Annotated in this window: 17 protein-coding genes; 5 read left to right on the top strand and 12 right to left on the bottom strand. The window is 68.0% G+C overall.

Annotated features, from left to right (window positions below; translation table 11 throughout):
- Nucleotides 1-43 precede the first annotated feature (43 nt).
- The 3 genes from CLU95_RS15290 to CLU95_RS15280 are packed head-to-tail and all read right to left on the bottom strand — an operon-like array spanning nucleotide 44 to nucleotide 1510.
- The gene (locus tag CLU95_RS15290) at nucleotides 44-397 is read right to left on the bottom strand and encodes a hypothetical protein (RefSeq protein ID WP_099794302.1); all 354 of its coding nucleotides are present in this window, start codon (nucleotides 395-397) and stop codon (nucleotides 44-46) included.
- A complete protein-coding gene (locus tag CLU95_RS15285; protein ID WP_099794301.1) occupies nucleotides 394-993 on the bottom strand; it encodes a cob(I)yrinic acid a,c-diamide adenosyltransferase in 600 nt (199 codons plus the stop codon). Before CLU95_RS15285 ends, CLU95_RS15290 begins: the two co-directional genes overlap by 4 nt.
- A gap of 16 nt (nucleotides 994-1009) precedes the next feature.
- The gene (locus CLU95_RS15280) at nucleotides 1010-1510 is read right to left on the bottom strand and encodes a DinB family protein (RefSeq protein WP_099794299.1); all 501 of its coding nucleotides are present in this window, start codon (nucleotides 1508-1510) and stop codon (nucleotides 1010-1012) included.
- Between the two features lie 76 nt (nucleotides 1511-1586).
- On the opposite strand from CLU95_RS15280, the gene CLU95_RS15275 reads away from it, so the two are divergent.
- Nucleotides 1587-3011, top strand: coding sequence for an FAD-binding oxidoreductase (locus tag CLU95_RS15275; protein ID WP_099794297.1), 1425 nt, complete (start codon nucleotides 1587-1589; stop codon nucleotides 3009-3011).
- A gap of 84 nt (nucleotides 3012-3095) precedes the next feature.
- Here the strand turns inward: CLU95_RS15275 and CLU95_RS15270 are convergent, their stop codons facing one another.
- From CLU95_RS15270 to CLU95_RS15230, 9 genes are all read right to left on the bottom strand, one after another.
- A complete protein-coding gene (locus tag CLU95_RS15270; protein ID WP_099794295.1) occupies nucleotides 3096-3995 on the bottom strand; it encodes a CsgG/HfaB family protein in 900 nt (299 codons plus the stop codon).
- 124 nt (nucleotides 3996-4119) lie between these two features.
- Nucleotides 4120-5073 (bottom strand): ParB/RepB/Spo0J family partition protein, encoded by a 954-nt coding sequence (locus CLU95_RS15265; protein ID WP_099794294.1) that lies wholly within the window; start codon nucleotides 5071-5073, stop codon nucleotides 4120-4122.
- A complete protein-coding gene (locus CLU95_RS15260) occupies nucleotides 5073-5618 on the bottom strand; it encodes an RBBP9/YdeN family alpha/beta hydrolase (protein WP_099794292.1) in 546 nt (181 codons plus the stop codon). The genes CLU95_RS15265 and CLU95_RS15260 overlap by 1 nt, the downstream gene beginning before the upstream one ends.
- Before the next feature lie 49 nt (nucleotides 5619-5667).
- A complete protein-coding gene (locus CLU95_RS15255; protein ID WP_099794290.1) occupies nucleotides 5668-6591 on the bottom strand; it encodes a ParA family protein in 924 nt (307 codons plus the stop codon).
- Nucleotides 6592-6620: 29 nt separating this feature from the next.
- Entirely contained in the window at nucleotides 6621-7235 is a 615-nt protein-coding gene (locus CLU95_RS15250) for a LysE family transporter (protein WP_099794289.1), read from the bottom strand.
- 115 nt (nucleotides 7236-7350) lie between these two features.
- Nucleotides 7351-7995: a 16S rRNA (guanine(527)-N(7))-methyltransferase RsmG gene (gene rsmG, locus CLU95_RS15245; protein WP_099794288.1), complete on the bottom strand. Its 645-nt coding sequence runs from the start codon at nucleotides 7993-7995 to the stop codon at nucleotides 7351-7353.
- On the bottom strand, nucleotides 7992-9965 hold the full coding sequence (gene mnmG, locus CLU95_RS15240; RefSeq protein ID WP_099794287.1) for a tRNA uridine-5-carboxymethylaminomethyl(34) synthesis enzyme MnmG: 1974 nt from the start codon (nucleotides 9963-9965) through the stop codon (nucleotides 7992-7994). Before mnmG ends, rsmG begins: the two co-directional genes overlap by 4 nt.
- Before the next feature lie 176 nt (nucleotides 9966-10141).
- Nucleotides 10142-11050 carry a transglutaminase-like domain-containing protein gene (locus CLU95_RS15235; RefSeq protein WP_373668998.1) on the bottom strand — a complete coding sequence of 303 codons (909 nt, stop codon included), beginning with the start codon at nucleotides 11048-11050 and terminating at the stop codon, nucleotides 10142-10144.
- A complete protein-coding gene (locus tag CLU95_RS15230) occupies nucleotides 11047-11232 on the bottom strand; it encodes a DUF1328 family protein (RefSeq protein ID WP_013538518.1) in 186 nt (61 codons plus the stop codon). The genes CLU95_RS15235 and CLU95_RS15230 overlap by 4 nt, the downstream gene beginning before the upstream one ends.
- 190 nt (nucleotides 11233-11422) lie before the next feature.
- Between CLU95_RS15230 and gstA the strand changes: the two genes are divergently transcribed.
- The 4 genes from gstA (at nucleotide 11423) to CLU95_RS15210 (ending at nucleotide 15981) form a co-directional block, all read left to right on the top strand.
- A complete protein-coding gene (gene gstA, locus CLU95_RS15225) occupies nucleotides 11423-12031 on the top strand; it encodes a glutathione transferase GstA (protein WP_099794286.1) in 609 nt (202 codons plus the stop codon).
- Nucleotides 12032-12168: 137 nt separating this feature from the next.
- Nucleotides 12169-12969, top strand: a complete 801-nt coding sequence (locus CLU95_RS15220; RefSeq protein ID WP_099794285.1) for an enoyl-CoA hydratase/isomerase family protein — start codon at nucleotides 12169-12171, stop codon at nucleotides 12967-12969.
- Nucleotides 12966-14792 (top strand): acyclic terpene utilization AtuA family protein, encoded by a 1827-nt coding sequence (locus CLU95_RS15215; RefSeq protein WP_099794284.1) that lies wholly within the window; start codon nucleotides 12966-12968, stop codon nucleotides 14790-14792. The genes CLU95_RS15220 and CLU95_RS15215 overlap by 4 nt, the downstream gene beginning before the upstream one ends.
- Before the next feature lie 85 nt (nucleotides 14793-14877).
- Nucleotides 14878-15981: an alkene reductase gene (locus CLU95_RS15210; protein ID WP_099794283.1), complete on the top strand. Its 1104-nt coding sequence runs from the start codon at nucleotides 14878-14880 to the stop codon at nucleotides 15979-15981.
- Nucleotides 15982-16065: the final 84 nt, after the last annotated feature.

Genomic DNA, 16065 nt, shown 5'->3' with positions numbered 1-16065 from the left:
CGGGACGCGCTGCAGGTGCTCGCCGATCAACAGCAGCAAAGACTCAGGGCGCGTTGCCCTGCGGCCCCACCGGCGGCGGCGCCGCGCGCCCGCTCGAGCCCGGCGCCAGCTTGCGTCCGAAGGACTCGCCCACGTTGCGCACAGGCCGGCTGGCTTTTTCCGACACGTTGCTCACGCCGCGCCGCGTGGCGGCATCGGCGCGGTTGACGCCGCGGCCGGCGGCGTTGGTGCCGCGCTGCACGCTGCCCACCACCTTGCCGCTGCGTGACGGCGACTTGATGGTGTGGGCGCGTTCCGCCTGGGGCGGGTTGTCGGCGCTCTGCGCCTGCGCGGTGACGGGCAGCCAGAGCGCGGCGGCGATGGCGGCGAGCGATGCGGTGATGTGAAAGTTCTTCATGGCGTCGTCCCCTGGGAGTGGTCTTCGGATTCGGCGGCGGCCGCGCGGGCCATGCGCTCGCTCTTCCAGTACACGTCGTCGCCGCCGTTCATGCGGTTGAGCACGCGTGCGAGCACGAAGAGCAGGTCGCTGAGCCGGTTGAGGTACTGGCGCGGCGCCTCGTTGAGTTCGGTGGTGGCGCCCAGCGACACCACCGCGCGCTCGGCACGCCGCGCCACGGTGCGGCACACGTGCGCGAGCGATGCGGCGCGCGTGCCGGCGGGCAGGATGAATTCGGCCAGGCGCGGCAAGGCGGCGTTGTGGTCGGCCAGGGCGTTGTCGATCTGCAGCAGCGCCTCGGGCTTGAGCAGCGTGAAACCGGGCATCGAGAGTTCGCCGCCGAGGTTGAAGAGCTGGTGCTGCACATCGACCAGCAGCTCGCGCACGGGCTCTGGCAGCGGCTCGCACAGCAACACGCCGATGTGCGAGTTGAGTTCGTCCACGTCGCCCATCGCGTGCACGCGCAGGTGGTCCTTGGGCACGCGGGTGTTGTCGCCCAGGCCGGTGGTGCCGTCGTCGCCGGTGCGGGTGGCGATCTGGGAAAGTCGGTTGCCCATGGGCGTTCCTCTCGGTTCAGGTCGTGAGGCCGGCGGCGTCGATCTTGCCGGCCAGCCATTGCAGTCCGGCCAGATGCTGCTGGTCGTGGCTGCACAGGTAGTGGATGAGGCTGCGCATCGTGAGCGGGCCGTAGCCCTCGAACACGGCCGTGCGCGCAAGCTGCGCGTCGCTCAGCTGCGAGACGATTTCCATCGTCTGCACGCGCGCGAGGCGGAACTCGGCGAGCACGGTCGCCGCATCGGCCGCGCCGTAATGGCGTTCGATGGCCAGCGGCTCGCTGTCGATCGATGCGAGCGTCGGATGGCTCTCGGCCAGCGTGCGACGAAAGCGCACGTGGTAGCCCTCGATCTCGATGTCGCGCACATGGCACAGCTGCTCGATGGCCGTAAAGGCCTCGCTGGGCACGCCCTCCCACGAAGGCGGCGCCCAGTGCCGGAAGGCCTGGGGAATGGCCGCGTAGTGGGCTTCGAGCTGCGATGGAAAGGCCGCAAGGGCTGCAAGGGTCGTGGGGTTCATGTCTTCTACTGAAGCGCATTATGGTGCGCGCTCCGTAAAATGACCGATCCCCCTCAGCCCCTCCAGGAGACGCCCGATGAACGCCCCGACTTCCACCTCGCACCTGATGCCGGCGCTCCATCTGCGCGATGTGCCCGCAGCCCTGATCGACGGGCTGAAGGCGCGCTTCGGCGACAACTGTTCCACGGCGATGGCAGTGCGGACGCAGCACGGGCGCGACGAGTCGTCGTTCGACGCACCGCCGCCCTCGGCCGTGGTGTTCGCCGAAAGCACGCAGGATGTTGCCGATGCCGTGAAGCTCGCGAGCGAGCACAGCGTGCCGGTCATTCCGTTCGGCGTCGGGTCGTCCCTCGAAGGCCACCTGCTCGCCGTGCAAGGCGGCATCAGCATCGACGTGTCGCGCATGAACCAGGTGCTGTCGATCAACGCCGACGACCTCACGGTGACGGTGCAGCCGGGCGTCACGCGCAAGCAGCTCAACGAAGAGATCAAGAGCACGGGCCTGTTCTTCCCCATCGACCCGGGCGCCGACGCCTCCCTCGGCGGCATGACGGCCACGCGCGCCAGCGGCACGAACGCGGTGCGCTACGGCACGATGCGCGAGAACGTGCTGGCGCTCGAAGTGGTGACGGCTGCGGGTGAAGTGATCCGCACCGGCACGCGTGCGAAGAAGTCGTCGGCCGGTTATGACCTCACGCGCCTCATGGTGGGCAGCGAAGGCACGCTGGGCGTGGTGACCGAGGTCACGCTGCGCATCTACCCGCTGCCCGAGGCGGTGTCGGCCGCGATCTGCTCGTTCCCGAGCATCGAGGCTGCGGTGCGCACCACCATCGAGACCATCCAGCTCGGCGTGCCGATCGCGCGCGTGGAACTGATCGACGTGAACACCGTGCGCATGGTCAATGCCTACGCCAAGTTGAATCTGCGCGAAGAGCCGATGCTGCTGATGGAATTCCACGGCTCGCCGGCCGGCGTGAAGGAGCAGGCCGAGACGGTGCAGGAACTGGCCAGCGGCCACGGCGGCAACGCCTTCGAATGGGCCAGCACGCCGGAAGAACGCACGCGCCTGTGGACCGCGCGGCACAACAGCTATTTCGCGGCCGTGCAGTCGCGCCCGGGCTGCCGCGTGATCTCCACCGACACCTGCGTGCCGATCTCGCGCCTGGCCGACTGCCTGCTCGATTCGGTGGCCGAAGCCGACGCCAGCGGCATCCCCTACTTCCTCGTCGGCCACGTCGGCGACGGCAACTTCCACTTCGGCTACCTGCTGGACCCGAACATCCCCGAAGAGCGCGTGAAGGCCGAGGAGCTCAATCACAAGTTGGTGACTCGCGCGCTGGCGCTCGAAGGCACCTGCACGGGCGAGCACGGCGTGGGCCTGCACAAGATGGACTTCCTGGTGACCGAGGCCGGCGTGGGCGCGATCGACATGATGCGCACGATCAAGCGCGCGCTCGATCCGAAGAACATCATGAACCCGGGCAAGATCTTCAGCCTCTGAACGTTCTCGCTCACGCGTAAAAAAGCCCGGCGGCTCGCAAGAGCGCCGGGCTTTTTCGTGGGCCTGAAGGCCCGCGGTTTCTTCTTACCTGCGGCGACGCGCCGGTGCGGGCTCGGGCGGCACGTAGGTCTGCGACGGAGCGACACCGCCGTCCACGCCCAAACGGCCTCCGCCGCCCAAGCCCTGGCCGCGCACGGTCTGCGCCTTGTAGTTGCGCAGCGAGCGGACCATCTGGTTGAAGGCGTCCATGAAGGCCGCGGCGATCACCTTGCCCTGCGCGGTGTTGGTGTAGCCGCCGAGGCCGCCGGCGCCGCTGCGACCGGCCAGGCCACCAAAGGCGCCGAAGTCGGTCTTGGAAGCGCTGCCCTCGGCTGCCGCGACCTGCACGCCCGAGCGGTTGTCGATGAGCGTCAGCAGCGCGCTGGCTTCCTTGGTCTGCATGCTGCCGCCGACCGCCGCGATGGCGCGGCCACGGCCGCCGCCCACGAGGCCGCCGAGCGCGCCGCCGATGCCGCCGGCATCGCTGTTGCTGAACACGATTTCGGGCGACAGGCCGTAGTCGGACGCCACCATCTGTCCGCGGCCGAAGTTGCTGCCGCCGCGCATCTCGCCCGACTGCTGCAGCGCGCGTTCACGCGTCATGGCGTTCATGCCGGCCGCGCCGCGCTCGACCACCACGAAACAGTTCGATTGCTGCACCAGCAAACGCAACAGGTTTGCAGTAGGCGGCAGGCGGTATTCGCCCGTGAGGATGGTGTACCAGCCGGCGTTGACGTTCTCGACCAGCGACACGGTGCCCAGTGGCGATTCGCAGCGCTCGAGCTGGCTGCTCGCGCCCGCCGTGGCACCGCCGGCGGCGCTGCCCGTGGCCGTGGTCTTGGCCGATTGGCTGCCCATCTGCATGTCGGTGGTGGCGCAGCCCGTGAGCAGCAGCGCGCCGACGGCGACCGCGGCGAACGGAAACTTGGTGACGAAGAACGGCATGGTGGACTCCCTCGGTTCGATGGTGATGGTCTTGCAAAACTGGAAGAAAAACCGCGATCGAGGATACGCGGAAAGGATTGCAGGAATCAATCAACCAAACGAACGCAGGGGCCCGCGTTCACAACTAGGCCGTTCGGCGGATGCGCTCGATGAGTCCGTTCAGCGCTTCGATGGAGCCGAAGTGGATCGCCAGCTCGCCGCTTTCGCCGCGCTTTGTGCGTTTCTTGATGCGCACCTCGACCTCGGCCGTCAGCAGGTCGGCCAGCTCTTCTTCCACGCGCTGCAGGTCGCGCGATTTCTCGCCGGCATTGCCGCGCCGCGACGGCGTGAGCGTGAACTCGGCCGCGAGCTTCTTCACCAGCGCCTCGGCCTCGCGCACCGACATCTTCTTGGCGGCGATCTGGTTGGCGGCGGTGATCTGCGTGCCGCGGTCGAGCGACAGCAGCGCGCGCGCGTGGCCCATGTCGATGTCACCGGCCATCAGCATCAGTTGCGCGGGCTCGGCGAGGTTCAGCAGGCGCAGCAGGTTGCTGGCGGCACTGCGCGAACGGCCGACGGCCTGGGCCGCCATCTCGTGAGTGAGCCCAAACTCTGTGACGAGGCGTTGCAGGCCTTGAGCTTCTTCCAGCGGGTTGAGGTCTTCGCGCTGGATGTTCTCGATGAGCGACATGGCCGCCGCAGCCTCGTTGGGCACGTCGCGCACCAGCACCGGCACGGTGTCCAGGCCCGCGAGCCGGGCGGCACGGAAGCGCCGCTCGCCCGCGATGATTTCGTACTCGGCGTTCTTGGCCGCGGCCGATTCGGCATCGAGCCGGCGCACCAGGATCGGCTGCATGATGCCCTGCACCTTGATGCTCTCGGCCAGCTCGTACAGCGCGCCCTCGTCCATGCGGGTGCGCGGCTGGTAGACGCCGGCGACCATCTGGTCGAGCTTCAGGGTGTTGGGGTTCTGCGGTGCACCGCCCTCTTCTGCCGAGGTGCCGCCGAGCGGGCCGCCCGGATCGGCGGAGGGTGCGGCCGTCGGGCCGAGCAGCGCTTCGAGGCCGCGGCCCAGGCCCTTGGGTTTCTTGGTCGCCATCAGTGCGTGTCTTTCGAGAGGTCGTTCAGGAGTTGCCGGCCTTCGGGCCAGTCGCCCAGGCCGGATTCGGCGTTCAGGTGGCCGCCCTTGCCGGCATCGACGAAGCGTGCGCCCCAGTCGGCGGCCAGCTGCTTCGAGCGCGAGGCTTCGCAGTACGGGTCGTCGTTGGCGGCGATCAGCACGGCCGGAAACGGCAGCGGCTGGCGCACGATGGGTGCCCAGCCGGGAATCAATTGGCGCAGGTCGTCGCGCTCCAGGTCGCCGGGCGCCACCAGCAGCGCGCCGCGCACCTTGTGCGTGTTGCGCGAATGGGCCGCCCAGGCGGCGGTGAGGATGCAGCCGAGGCTGTGCGCGGCCAGCACCACGGGGCCCGGCGCAGCCAGCACTTCTTCTTCGAGGCGGATCGACCAGTCGCCGCGCAGCGGTCGCATCCATTCGTGCTGGTCGACACGGCGGTCGCCGTAGACCGACTCCCAGCGGGTCTGCCAATGGCCGGGGCCGCTGTTCTGCCATCCGGGCAGCAGCAGGATGCGGGGTTCACTCATGGCTGGTTGCTACGAACTTGATAGCGCCTGCCGCCCGTCGGGGCGGGCATCAGACGGGGTTTTGGTCGGTATCGGCGACGGAGGAAGCAGAAGGCGCAGCGGCCAGCACGTCGTCGGGAATCGGCAGGTCGGGCACCACGCGCGGTGCGGGGGTGACCGGCGGTGCGACCGCACCCGAGGCGAAGGCGCTCGCGGGCGGCATCTTGGCGACCAGCTCTTCGGCGAAGGCGATGAAGGCCTGGCTGCCGCGGGCGGACGGGTCGAACACCACGCCCGGCAGGCCGTAGCTCGGTGCTTCGGCGAGCCGCACATTGCGCGGGATCACGGTGTCGAACACCTTGTCGCCGAAGTGGGACTTGAGCTGCTCGCTCACCTGCTGCTGCAGCGTGATACGCGGATCGAACATCACGCGCAGCAGGCCGATGATCTGCAGGTTCTTGTTGAGGTTGGCGTGCACCTGCTTGATGGTGTTGACCAGGTCGGTCAGGCCTTCGAGCGCAAAGTACTCGCACTGCATCGGCACGATCACGCCGTGGGCCGCGCACAGGCCGTTGAGTGTCAGCAGGCTCAGGCTCGGCGGGCAGTCGATCAGCACGAAGTCGTACTCGGCACCGACCGCGGCCAGCGCGGTGCGCAGGCGTTTTTCGCGCCGGTCGAGCGCCACCATTTCGACTTCGGCACCGGCCAGCTCACGGTTGGCGCCCAGCACGTCGTAGCTGGCTTCGGCCTCGACGAGCTTGTCGGACTTCACCCGCGCCTCGGCCACCGAGGCCGATTCGAGCAGCACGTCGTACACCGTGAGCTCCAGCTGGCGCTTGTCGATGCCCGAGCCCATGGTCGCGTTGCCTTGGGGATCGAGGTCGATCATCAGCACGCGCTGGCCTACTTTGGCCAGGCCGGCGGCGAGATTGACAGTGGTGGTGGTCTTGCCGACGCCGCCCTTCTGGTTGGCGATGCAGAAAATCTTGGCCATGTGTCGTCAGTGCGGGTCGTCGGGGTCGTTCAGCGCGAGATCGCGAGCTTGATGCCGAAGGCGATCAAGAAGGTGCCAGCCAGCTTTTCGAGCGTGGCCGAGATGCGGGGATTGGCGCGGATGCGCTCGGCCAGGAAGTGCGTGAGCAGCGTCGAGGTCAGGCCGTACAGGAAGGTCAGCGCGGCGATGGTCACAGCCATGGCGCCGAAAGTGATGAGGCCCTGGTGGCGCGCCGGGTCGACGAACAGCGGGAAGAAGGCCATGTAGAACACGATCGCCTTGGGGTTCAGCAAGGTGATCGTCAGCGCCTGGCGCAGGAAATGGCTCGGGCGGATGTTCAGGATCGGTGCTGCACCGGGCTTGGCCAGCAGCATCTTGAGGCCGAGCCACGCCAGGTAGGCGGCGCCCAGCCACTGCACGGCCTTGAAGGCGGCCGGGTAGGCAGCCAGCACGGCGGACACGCCCGCCACCGCCGCCCACATCAAAACTTGGTCTCCCAGGATCACGCCGAAGGTCGCTGCCAGACCGCCGCGAATGCCGCCTTTGCTGGTCGAAGTGATCAGCGCCAGATTGCCCGGACCGGGAATCAGAAGGAACAGGACGATGGCGGCGACGAATGCGCCGTAGTCAGCGATGCCGAACATGGGATTTGCCTCGAAAAAGAGAGCCAGGGGGGAGGCTTCGAGTCTAAGGCAGGCCGGCGCTGGGAAGATTGCTCCGACACCGGCTTTTGCCGGCGCCGTCGCATCTTTTACGAAATCAGGCGGCCTCTTTGCGTGCCCAGACGATGCAGCGCTCGGCGTCCAGGCCCGGCACCGTCAGTTGTTCCACGTGAAACACTGCGACGCCGGCGGGCAAAGCGGCGAGTTCGTCGGTCGGCAGCTTGCCCTTCATGGCGAGCCAGACACCGCCCGGCGCCAGCAGATGCACCGAGCCGTTGAAGAAATCGGGCAGCGACGCGAAGGCGCGCGAGCTGATCACCTCGTAGCTGCCGGCCAGCGATTCGACCCGCGCGTGCAGGCCACGCAGGTTCGGCAGCTCCAGTTCGGCCGCGACTTGTTGGACGAAGGCCGCCTTCTTGGCGACGGCATCAAGGCAGCTGACCTCGACGTCGGGCCGCATGATGGCGATCACCACGCCCGGCAGACCGCCACCCGAACCGACGTCGAGCAGCTTGCCCTTCCCTGCCCATTCGCGCTGCAGCGGTGCGATGGCGGCGAGGCTGTCGAGCAGGTGGTGCGTCATGACACCGGCCGGATCGCGCACGGCCGTGAGGTTGTAGACCTTGTTCCACTTGAGCATCAGCGTACCGTAGGCCAGCAGCTGTTCGCCCTGCGTGTCGGACAGGGCCACGCCCAGGGCGGCTGCGCCTGCGCGCAGCGTGGCTAGAGGCGTCGCGCTCATGGTGCGGTGTGCGGCTCGGCGGCAGCAGCTTCGGTGGCGGCATCGGCGGCGGCATCACGGGCGAAGGCCTTGTGCCCGCCCTTGCGCAGATGAATCATCAGCAGCGAGATCGCGGCGGGCGTGACGCCCGAGATGCGCGACGCCAGCCCCAGCGTTTCGGGCCGGTGCTTGTCCAGCTTCTGGCGCACCTCGAAGCTCAGGGCCTTGACTTGGCCGTAGTCGAAGTCGTCCGGCAGCTTCAGGTTCTCGAAATGGGCGGCGCGCTCCACTTCGTCGTGCTGGCGTTCGATGTAGCCGGAGTACTTGGCCGAGATCTCGATCTGCTCGATCTCCGTTTCGCCCAAGGCCGTGCTCGCGGCGTACTTGCCGCCGTCCAGCGACATCAGGGTTGCGTAGTTCACATCAGGCCGGCGCAGCAGATCGGCCAGGTTGTATTCGTGCTCGATGGCCTTGCCCAGCACCCGCGCCGACTCGGCCGCCGGCAGGTTGCGCGGGTTCACCCAGATCGACTTGAGCCGCTCTGTTTCACGTGAAACAACGTCGCGCTTTCGGCTGAAAGCGTCCCAGCGCGCGTCGTCCACGAGGCCCAACTTGCGCCCTGCTTCGGTCAGGCGCATGTCGGCGTTGTCCTCGCGCAGCTGCAGCCGGAACTCGGCGCGGCTGGTGAACATGCGGTACGGCTCGGTCACGCCCTTGGTGATCAGGTCGTCGACCAGCACACCCAGGTAGGCCTCGTCGCGGCGCGGCAGCCAGGCGTCTTCGCCCCGGCACTGCAGCGCGGCGTTGATGCCGGCGAACAGGCCTTGGGCTGCGGCCTCTTCGTAGCCGGTGGTGCCGTTGATCTGTCCGGCAAAGAACAGGCCGCGGATCGCACGCGTCTCGAAGCTGCTCTTGAGTTCGCGCGGGTCGAAGTAGTCGTACTCGATGGCGTAGCCCGGGCGCAGGATGTGGGCGTTTTCCAGGCCGGCCATCGAGCGCACCAGTTGGTACTGGATGTCGAACGGCAGGCTGGTCGAAATGCCGTTCGGGTAGTACTCGTTGGTCGTCAGGCCTTCGGGCTCGAGAAAGATCTGGTGGCTGTCCTTGTCGGCGAAGCGGTTGATCTTGTCTTCGACGCTGGGGCAGTAGCGCGGACCGACGCCGTCGATCTTGCCGGTGAACATCGGGCTGCGGTCGAAGCCCGAACGGATGATGTCGTGCGTGCGCTGGTTGGTGTGCGTCACCCAGCACGGCATCTGCTGCGGGTGCATCTCGGCCTTGCCCATGAAGCTGAACACGGGCATCGGCCCTGCTCCGCCGGGCATGCCGTCGCCGGGTTGTTCGGTGCACTTCGAGAAGTCGATGCTGCGGCCGTCGAGCCGCGGCGGCGTGCCGGTCTTGAGGCGGCCCTGCGGCAGCTTCAGTTCCTTGAGGCGCGCCGACAGGCTGATCGCCGGCGGATCGCCCGCGCGGCCGGCCTGGTAATTGTCGAGGCCGACGTGGATGCGGCCGTCGAGAAAAGTGCCCGCGGTCAGCACCACGGTGCGCGCGCGGAAAGAAATGCCCACCTGCGTGACGGCGCCAACGACGCGATCGCCTTCGATCATCAGGTCGTCCACAGCTTGCTGGAACAGGCTGAGGTTCGGCTGGTTTTCCAGGCGGTGGCGGATCGCGGCCTTGTACAGCACGCGGTCGGCCTGCGCACGCGTGGCGCGCACGGCCGGGCCCTTGCTCGAATTGAGGATGCGGAACTGGATGCCCGCCTCGTCCGTGGCAATGGCCATGGCGCCGCCAAGTGCGTCGACCTCTTTCACGAGGTGGCCCTTGCCGATGCCGCCGATCGACGGGTTGCAGCTCATCTGCCCCAGCGTCTCGATGTTGTGGGAGAGCAGCAGCGTCTTGGCGCCCATGCGTGCGGAAGCGAGCGCGGCTTCGGTGCCGGCATGGCCACCGCCGACGACGATCACATCGAATTCTTCGGGGTACAGCATTGGAAAAAGGAGCGCACCACTGGACGCGTGCGCGGCGCAAAAAAGGGCACTAATTTTAAGCGGCGATGCCCTGTCGTGCCCCCTGTGTGGACAAGCTAGGGGGCCATGCCAAAAATGACCAGAGCCCGCGTCGGGATTGCGTGGGTTGCTATATTTTTAATAGCAAACAACCCGCGTCAGGCGGGCACTTGCGCAGGCTCCGACACCGGATCGGGCTTCTCGATGCCCCGCAACTCGCCGCTGGGGGCCGGCGTGCGCGGCGGCACCGCGCGTTCGTCCTGCAGCTCCTGCACCGTGAGCTTCTTGTCCGTCATGCGCACGGCGCCGAAGATCGTGGAGAAGGCCACGTCCTTCGCGTCGCGCCCCGTGCCCACGCGCACCAGCCGGTCGACGGGTGCCATGCGCGTCGGATCGAACAGCACCCACTGCCCGCCGAGCCAGGCCTCGAACACGGCGTGGAAATCCTGCGGCGGCTCGTCGAACCACACATAGCCCACCACCAGCCGCGCCGGGATGTTGAGCGTGCGGCAGAAGGTGATGCCCAGGTGCGCGAAGTCGCGGCACACGCCGGCGCGCTGCACGAACACCTCGCGCGCGGTGGTGGTCGAGTCGCTGCTGCCCGGCACGTAGACGATGCTGTCGTGGATCCAGTCGGCAATCGCCTGCACCCGGCCGATGCCCGGCGGCAGGTCGCCGAAGAGCTGCTGCGCACAGCGTGCCAGCAGGTCCGACTCGCAATAGCGCGTAGGCAGCAGGTCGCCCAGCACGGCATCGGGCAGCTGGCTCACCGGCACCTCGGGCAAAGTGGCCGGCACATGGACCACCGGGCGCCGCACCGTCGCGCGGTAGGCGATGGTCAGCGGCCCAGGTTGGGCATCGAAGCGCACGAAGCGATTGCCGCTGTCGGCCTCGCAGCCCACCCGCAGCCGCGCGGGCGGCTCGATGGTCAGCGTCTCGGCCAGCACCGCCTGCGCACCCGTGCGCGCGGCCTCGATGTTCAGCCGCAGGTGCGCCGGCGCGTCGACCTCGTAGTCCAGGCGCAGGTCGATGTGCGACAGGTGCATGGCATGCGGCAAGGCGGTCAATCGAGCGCCTTCTTCACCGCGCCGACCCCGAGTGCGGCCAGCACCACGAACAGCACTGCCAGCACGAGGAACAGGCCGAACAGCAGCTTGGCGATGCCCGCCGCGCCGGCCGCCACGCCGCCGAAGCCCAGCAGGCCTGCCACGAGCGAGATGACCGCAAAAATGATCGCGTACTTGAGCATGGTGAACCACTCCTTTGCTTCGTTGCGGCGGGCATGCGCCGCCGTGTTCGGACTGTAGGAAGGCCCGGCCAGGCGCCCGATAGTCGGCGCGCGCAAGCCGCCGTAGGACAAAAACGCGACGCAGCCAAACCCGCTAGCATTCCCTGCGGTCACACAGATCTTTCCCTTCTATCCATTGGAGTTTTTTCGAATGAAGCTGTACTACTCGCCCGGCGCCTGCTCGCTCTCCCCCCACATCGCGCTGCACGAAGCCGGCATTGCCTTCGAGCCCGTGCTGGCCAGCACCAAGAGCCACAAGCTGCAGGACGGCACCGACTACTACGGCATCAACCCGCTGGGCTACGTGCCGATGCTCGAACTCGACGACGGCACCCGCCTGCGCGAAGGCCCGGCCATCGTTCAGTACATTGCCGACCTGGCCCCCACCAAGAACCTCGCGCCCGCCAACGGCACGATGCCGCGCTACCGCCTGCAGGAATGGCTGACCTTCATCGGCACCGAGATGCACAAGGGCTTCAGCCCGCTGTTCAACCCGGCCATGCCCGAAGAAGCCAAGACCATCGCCAAGGACCGGCTCACCTCCCGCTTCCAGTGGCTCGACACCGAACTCGCCAACAAGCAGTACCTGATGGGCGAGCATTTCAGCGTGGCCGACGGCTACCTGTTCACCGTCACCAACTGGGCCAAGCTCACCGGCCTCAACATCGCCAGCTTCACCAACGTCCTGGCCTGGCACGCGCGCGTTGGCGCCCGCCCCGCCGTTCAGGAAGCAATGAAGGCCGAAGGCCTGCTGAAGTAAGCCAAAGCGCGCAGAAGGCGACGCCAGCGGCGATCCGGGCCACTCAAGGGAAAACCCGGGTCACCGCAGCCACAAGCCGCATGCCGCGGCTTTTTTTTCGGGCGACGCTCGAGCATCCGTCACCAGGAAGCCGCGCCATGTCCGAATCACCTCCCCCTTCTTCTTCGCCCTCTCCCGTCGAACTGCGCGAGGAGATGCGCGGGCCCGTCATGTGGCTCACCATCGACCGCCAGGAGCGCCGCAACGCCATCAACGCGGCCGTGCTCGATGGCCTGTCGGATGCGCTGGCCCGCGCCGACCGCGACACCGCCGTGCGCGCCGTGGTCCTCACCGGCGCCGGCACGCGCGCCTTCTGCGCGGGCGCCGATCTGCAGAGCGGCACCTCGTTCAAGTTCGACTACGCCGCGCCCTACCAGGGCATGGCCAACCTCTTTCGCCAGGCCCGGCAGTCGACCGTGCCGTTGATTGCGCGCATCAACGGCGCGTGCATGGCGGGCGGCATGGGCCTCATGGCGATGTGCGACATGGCGGTGGCCAGCCGCCAGGCCGTGTTCGGCCTGCCCGAGGTCAAGGTCGGTGTGTTTCCCGCGCAGGTGCTCAGCGTGCTCGGCGGCCTCTTGCCGCGCCGCGTGCTGGCCGAGATGTGCATCACCGGCGAACCGATCGACGCCGCGCAGGCGCTCGAACTGAAGCTCGTCAACCGCGTGAGCGACGACGTCGACGACAGCGTCGACTGGCTGCTCGGCCGCCTGCTCGACAAGTCGCCCGCCGCCATCCGCCGCGGCCTGTACACCATGAAGAAGATCGAGGCCATGGCCTTCGAAGAATCGATGGCCTTCACCGAAAGCCAGATCGGCCTGTTCGCGCTCACCGAAGATGCGGCCGAAGGACAACTCGCCTTCCGCGAGAAGCGCAAGCCGCAATGGAGTGGACGATGAACAGCAGCAGCAACACCACCAACCCACGCGTCGTGCGCATCGGCGGCGCCTCCGGCTTCTGGGGCGACAGCAGCGTCGGCGCGCCGCAGCTCGTGGCCAGCGGGCAGATCGACTACCTCGTGTTCGACTACCTCGCCGAACTCACCATGTCGATCCTCGCGGGTGCGCGGCTCAAGAAGCCCGAGCTGGGCTACGCGACCGACTTCGTTGCGGTCGCCATGACGGCTGTGCTGAAAGACGTTGTGGAACAAGGCATCCGCGTCGTGAGCAATGCGGGCGGCGTCAATCCGCAAGGCTGCGCCGATGCGCTCGCCGCACTGGCCGCCGAGCAAGGCGTCACGCTGAAGATCGCCGTGGTCAGCGGCGACGACGTGTCGCCGCTGCTGCCCGAACTGCGCCTGTCGCAACCGCCCGTGCGCGAACTGCAAAGCGGCGCGCCGCTGCCCGAGCGCGTGCTCAGCGCCAACGCCTACCTGGGCGCGCGCCCGATCCAGGCCGCGCTCGACGCGGGCGCACAGGTCGTCATCACCGGCCGCTGCGTCGATTCGGCCGTCACGCTCGGTGTGTTGATGCACGAATTCCAATGGCAGCCCGGCGACTTCGACCGCCTGGCTGCGGGCAGCCTCGCGGGCCACATCATCGAGTGCGGCTGCCAGGCCACCGGCGGCCTGCACACCGACTGGGACACCGTGCCCGACTGGCCGAACATCGGCTACCCGATTGTCGAATGCAGCGCCGACGGCAGTTTCGTCGTCACCAAGCCCGCGGGCACCGGCGGCAAGCTCACGCCCGCTGTCGTTGGCGAGCAGATGCTCTACGAAATCGGTGACCCCGCGGCCTACCTGCTGCCCGACGTGGTGGCCGACTTCACGCAGGTGCGCATCGAACAGGCTGGTGAGCACCGCGTGCGCGTGCACGGCACGCGTGGCCGCGCCCCCACCGGCAGCTACAAGGTCTGCGCCACGTATGTCGACGGCTTCAAGACCGCGGCGCAACTCACGATCGTCGGCTTCGAGGCGGTGGCCAAGGCGCGGCGCACGGGCGAGGCGATCCTTGCGCGCACCGGCGCCCTCTTCGCACAACAGGGCATCGGGCCCTACAGCGGCACGCAGCTCGAAGTGCTCGGTGCAGAGTCCTGCTACGGTCCGCATGCGCAGCCACAGGCGCAGCAGATCCGCGAGGCCGTGCTGCGGCTCGCGGTGACGCATCCGCGCAAGGACGCGCTGGAGCTCTTCGCGCGCGAGGTCGCACCCGCCGGCACCTCGTGGTCACCCGGCACCACCGGTGCGGGCGGCGGACGCGCCTCGGTGTCGCCGTCGATCCGGCAGTACGCGTTCCTGCTCGACAAGGCGCGTGTGAGCCCGCAGGTGCGCGTCGATGGGCAAGCCATCGATGTGCCGCCCACCGTGGCATTCCCCGACACCTCGCCGGCTGCGCGCAGCACCGACGCCCTGCCCCTCGCCACGCCCGGCGACGACGCTATCGAAGTCCCGCTGATCCGCCTCGCGTGGGCCCGCAGCGGCGACAAGGGCGACACCTCGAACATCGGCGTCATCGCGCGCCATCCCGACTTGCTGCCGCTCTTGCGCGCGCAACTCACCGAGGCGCGCGTGGCCGCATGGCTCGCGCACCTCGTGCAGGGCCCCGTCACGCGCCACGAGGTCCCCGGCATCCATGCCTTCAACTTCGTCTGCGAACAGGCGCTCGGTGGCGGCGGCATGGCCTCGCTGCGCAACGATCCGCTCGGCAAGGGCATGGGACAGATCCTGCTGGCGCTGCCCGTGCGCGTGAACCCGGCGTTGCTGGCGCGGCCGCTTCCTTAGCACCAATCGGGACAACCGTGCGACAGCAGGGTTGAGACGGGCGGCTTAGCCTCGGGCCTGTTTCAACTTTGCCCTCCGTTTCACGATGTCCACCCTCTTCGACCCCGTCCAGGCCGGCGACCTGCAGCTCGCCAACCGCATCGTGATGGCGCCGCTCACGCGCAACCGCTCGCCCAATGCGATCCCGCCCGACATCGCCGCCACCTACTACGCCCAGCGCGCCAGTGCCGGCCTGCTCATCACCGAAGCCACCGCCATCAGCCACCAGGGCCAGGGCTACGCCGACGTGCCCGGCCTCTACGGCACCGAACAGCTCGACGCCTGGAAGCGTGTGACCCACGCCGTGCACGCCCAGGGCGGCAAGATCGTCGTGCAGCTGTGGCACGTGGGTCGCGTCTCGCACACCGAACTGCAACCCGGTGGCGGCAAGCCCGTCGCGCCCTCGGCCATCACCGCCAAGACCAAGACCGTGCTCATCAAGGACGGCGTGCCCACTTTTGTCGAAACCTCGGAGCCGCGCGCACTCGACGCAGCCGAGCTGCCCGGCATCGTCCACGCCTTTGCGGTAGCTGCACGCAGCGCCGTCGAGACCGCGGGCTTCGACGGCGTCGAACTGCACGGCGCCAACGGCTACCTGCTCGACCAGTTCCTGAAAGACGGCAGCAACAAGCGCACCGACGACTACGGCGGTTCCATCGAGAACCGCGCGCGCCTGCTGCTCGAGTCCACGCGCGCCGTGGTCGACGCCGTCGGCGGCGGCAAGACCGGCATCCGCCTGTCGCCCGTCACGCCCGCCAACGACGCGCACGACAGCGACCCGCAGCCACTGTTCACCTACGTCGTGAAGCAGCTTGCTCCGCTGAACCTGGCGTACATCCACATCATCGAAGGCGCCACCGGCGGCCCCCGCGAAATCGCCGACCGCCCCTTCGACTACGAAGCCCTCAAGGCCGCCTACCGCGCCGCCGGTGGCAAGGCCGCCTGGATGGTCAACAACGGCTACGACCGCCCGCTGGCCGAAGAAGCGCTGAAGGAAGGCGACGACCTCGTGGCCTTCGGCAAGCCCTTCATCTCGAACCCCGACCTGGTGCGTCGACTGCGCGAGAACGCGCCGTTGAATGAGCTGGACAAGGCGACGATGTATGGGGGTGGGGTGAAGGGGTATACGGACTATCCGGCGCTGGGCTGAGCCGGCCCTTCAGCGTCAACTTCTTCGCGCTTGCCCCGCCCTTTTTGACGGGCAGCACGTGAGGTGACGATTGTTCGCAGTGTG

Origin of the sequence: Variovorax sp. 54 (assembly GCF_002754375.1) — a bacterium.
In the GTDB taxonomy this organism is placed as follows: Bacteria; Pseudomonadota; Gammaproteobacteria; order Burkholderiales; family Burkholderiaceae_C; genus Variovorax.
This window is presented reverse-complemented; position numbering and strand designations above follow the sequence as displayed.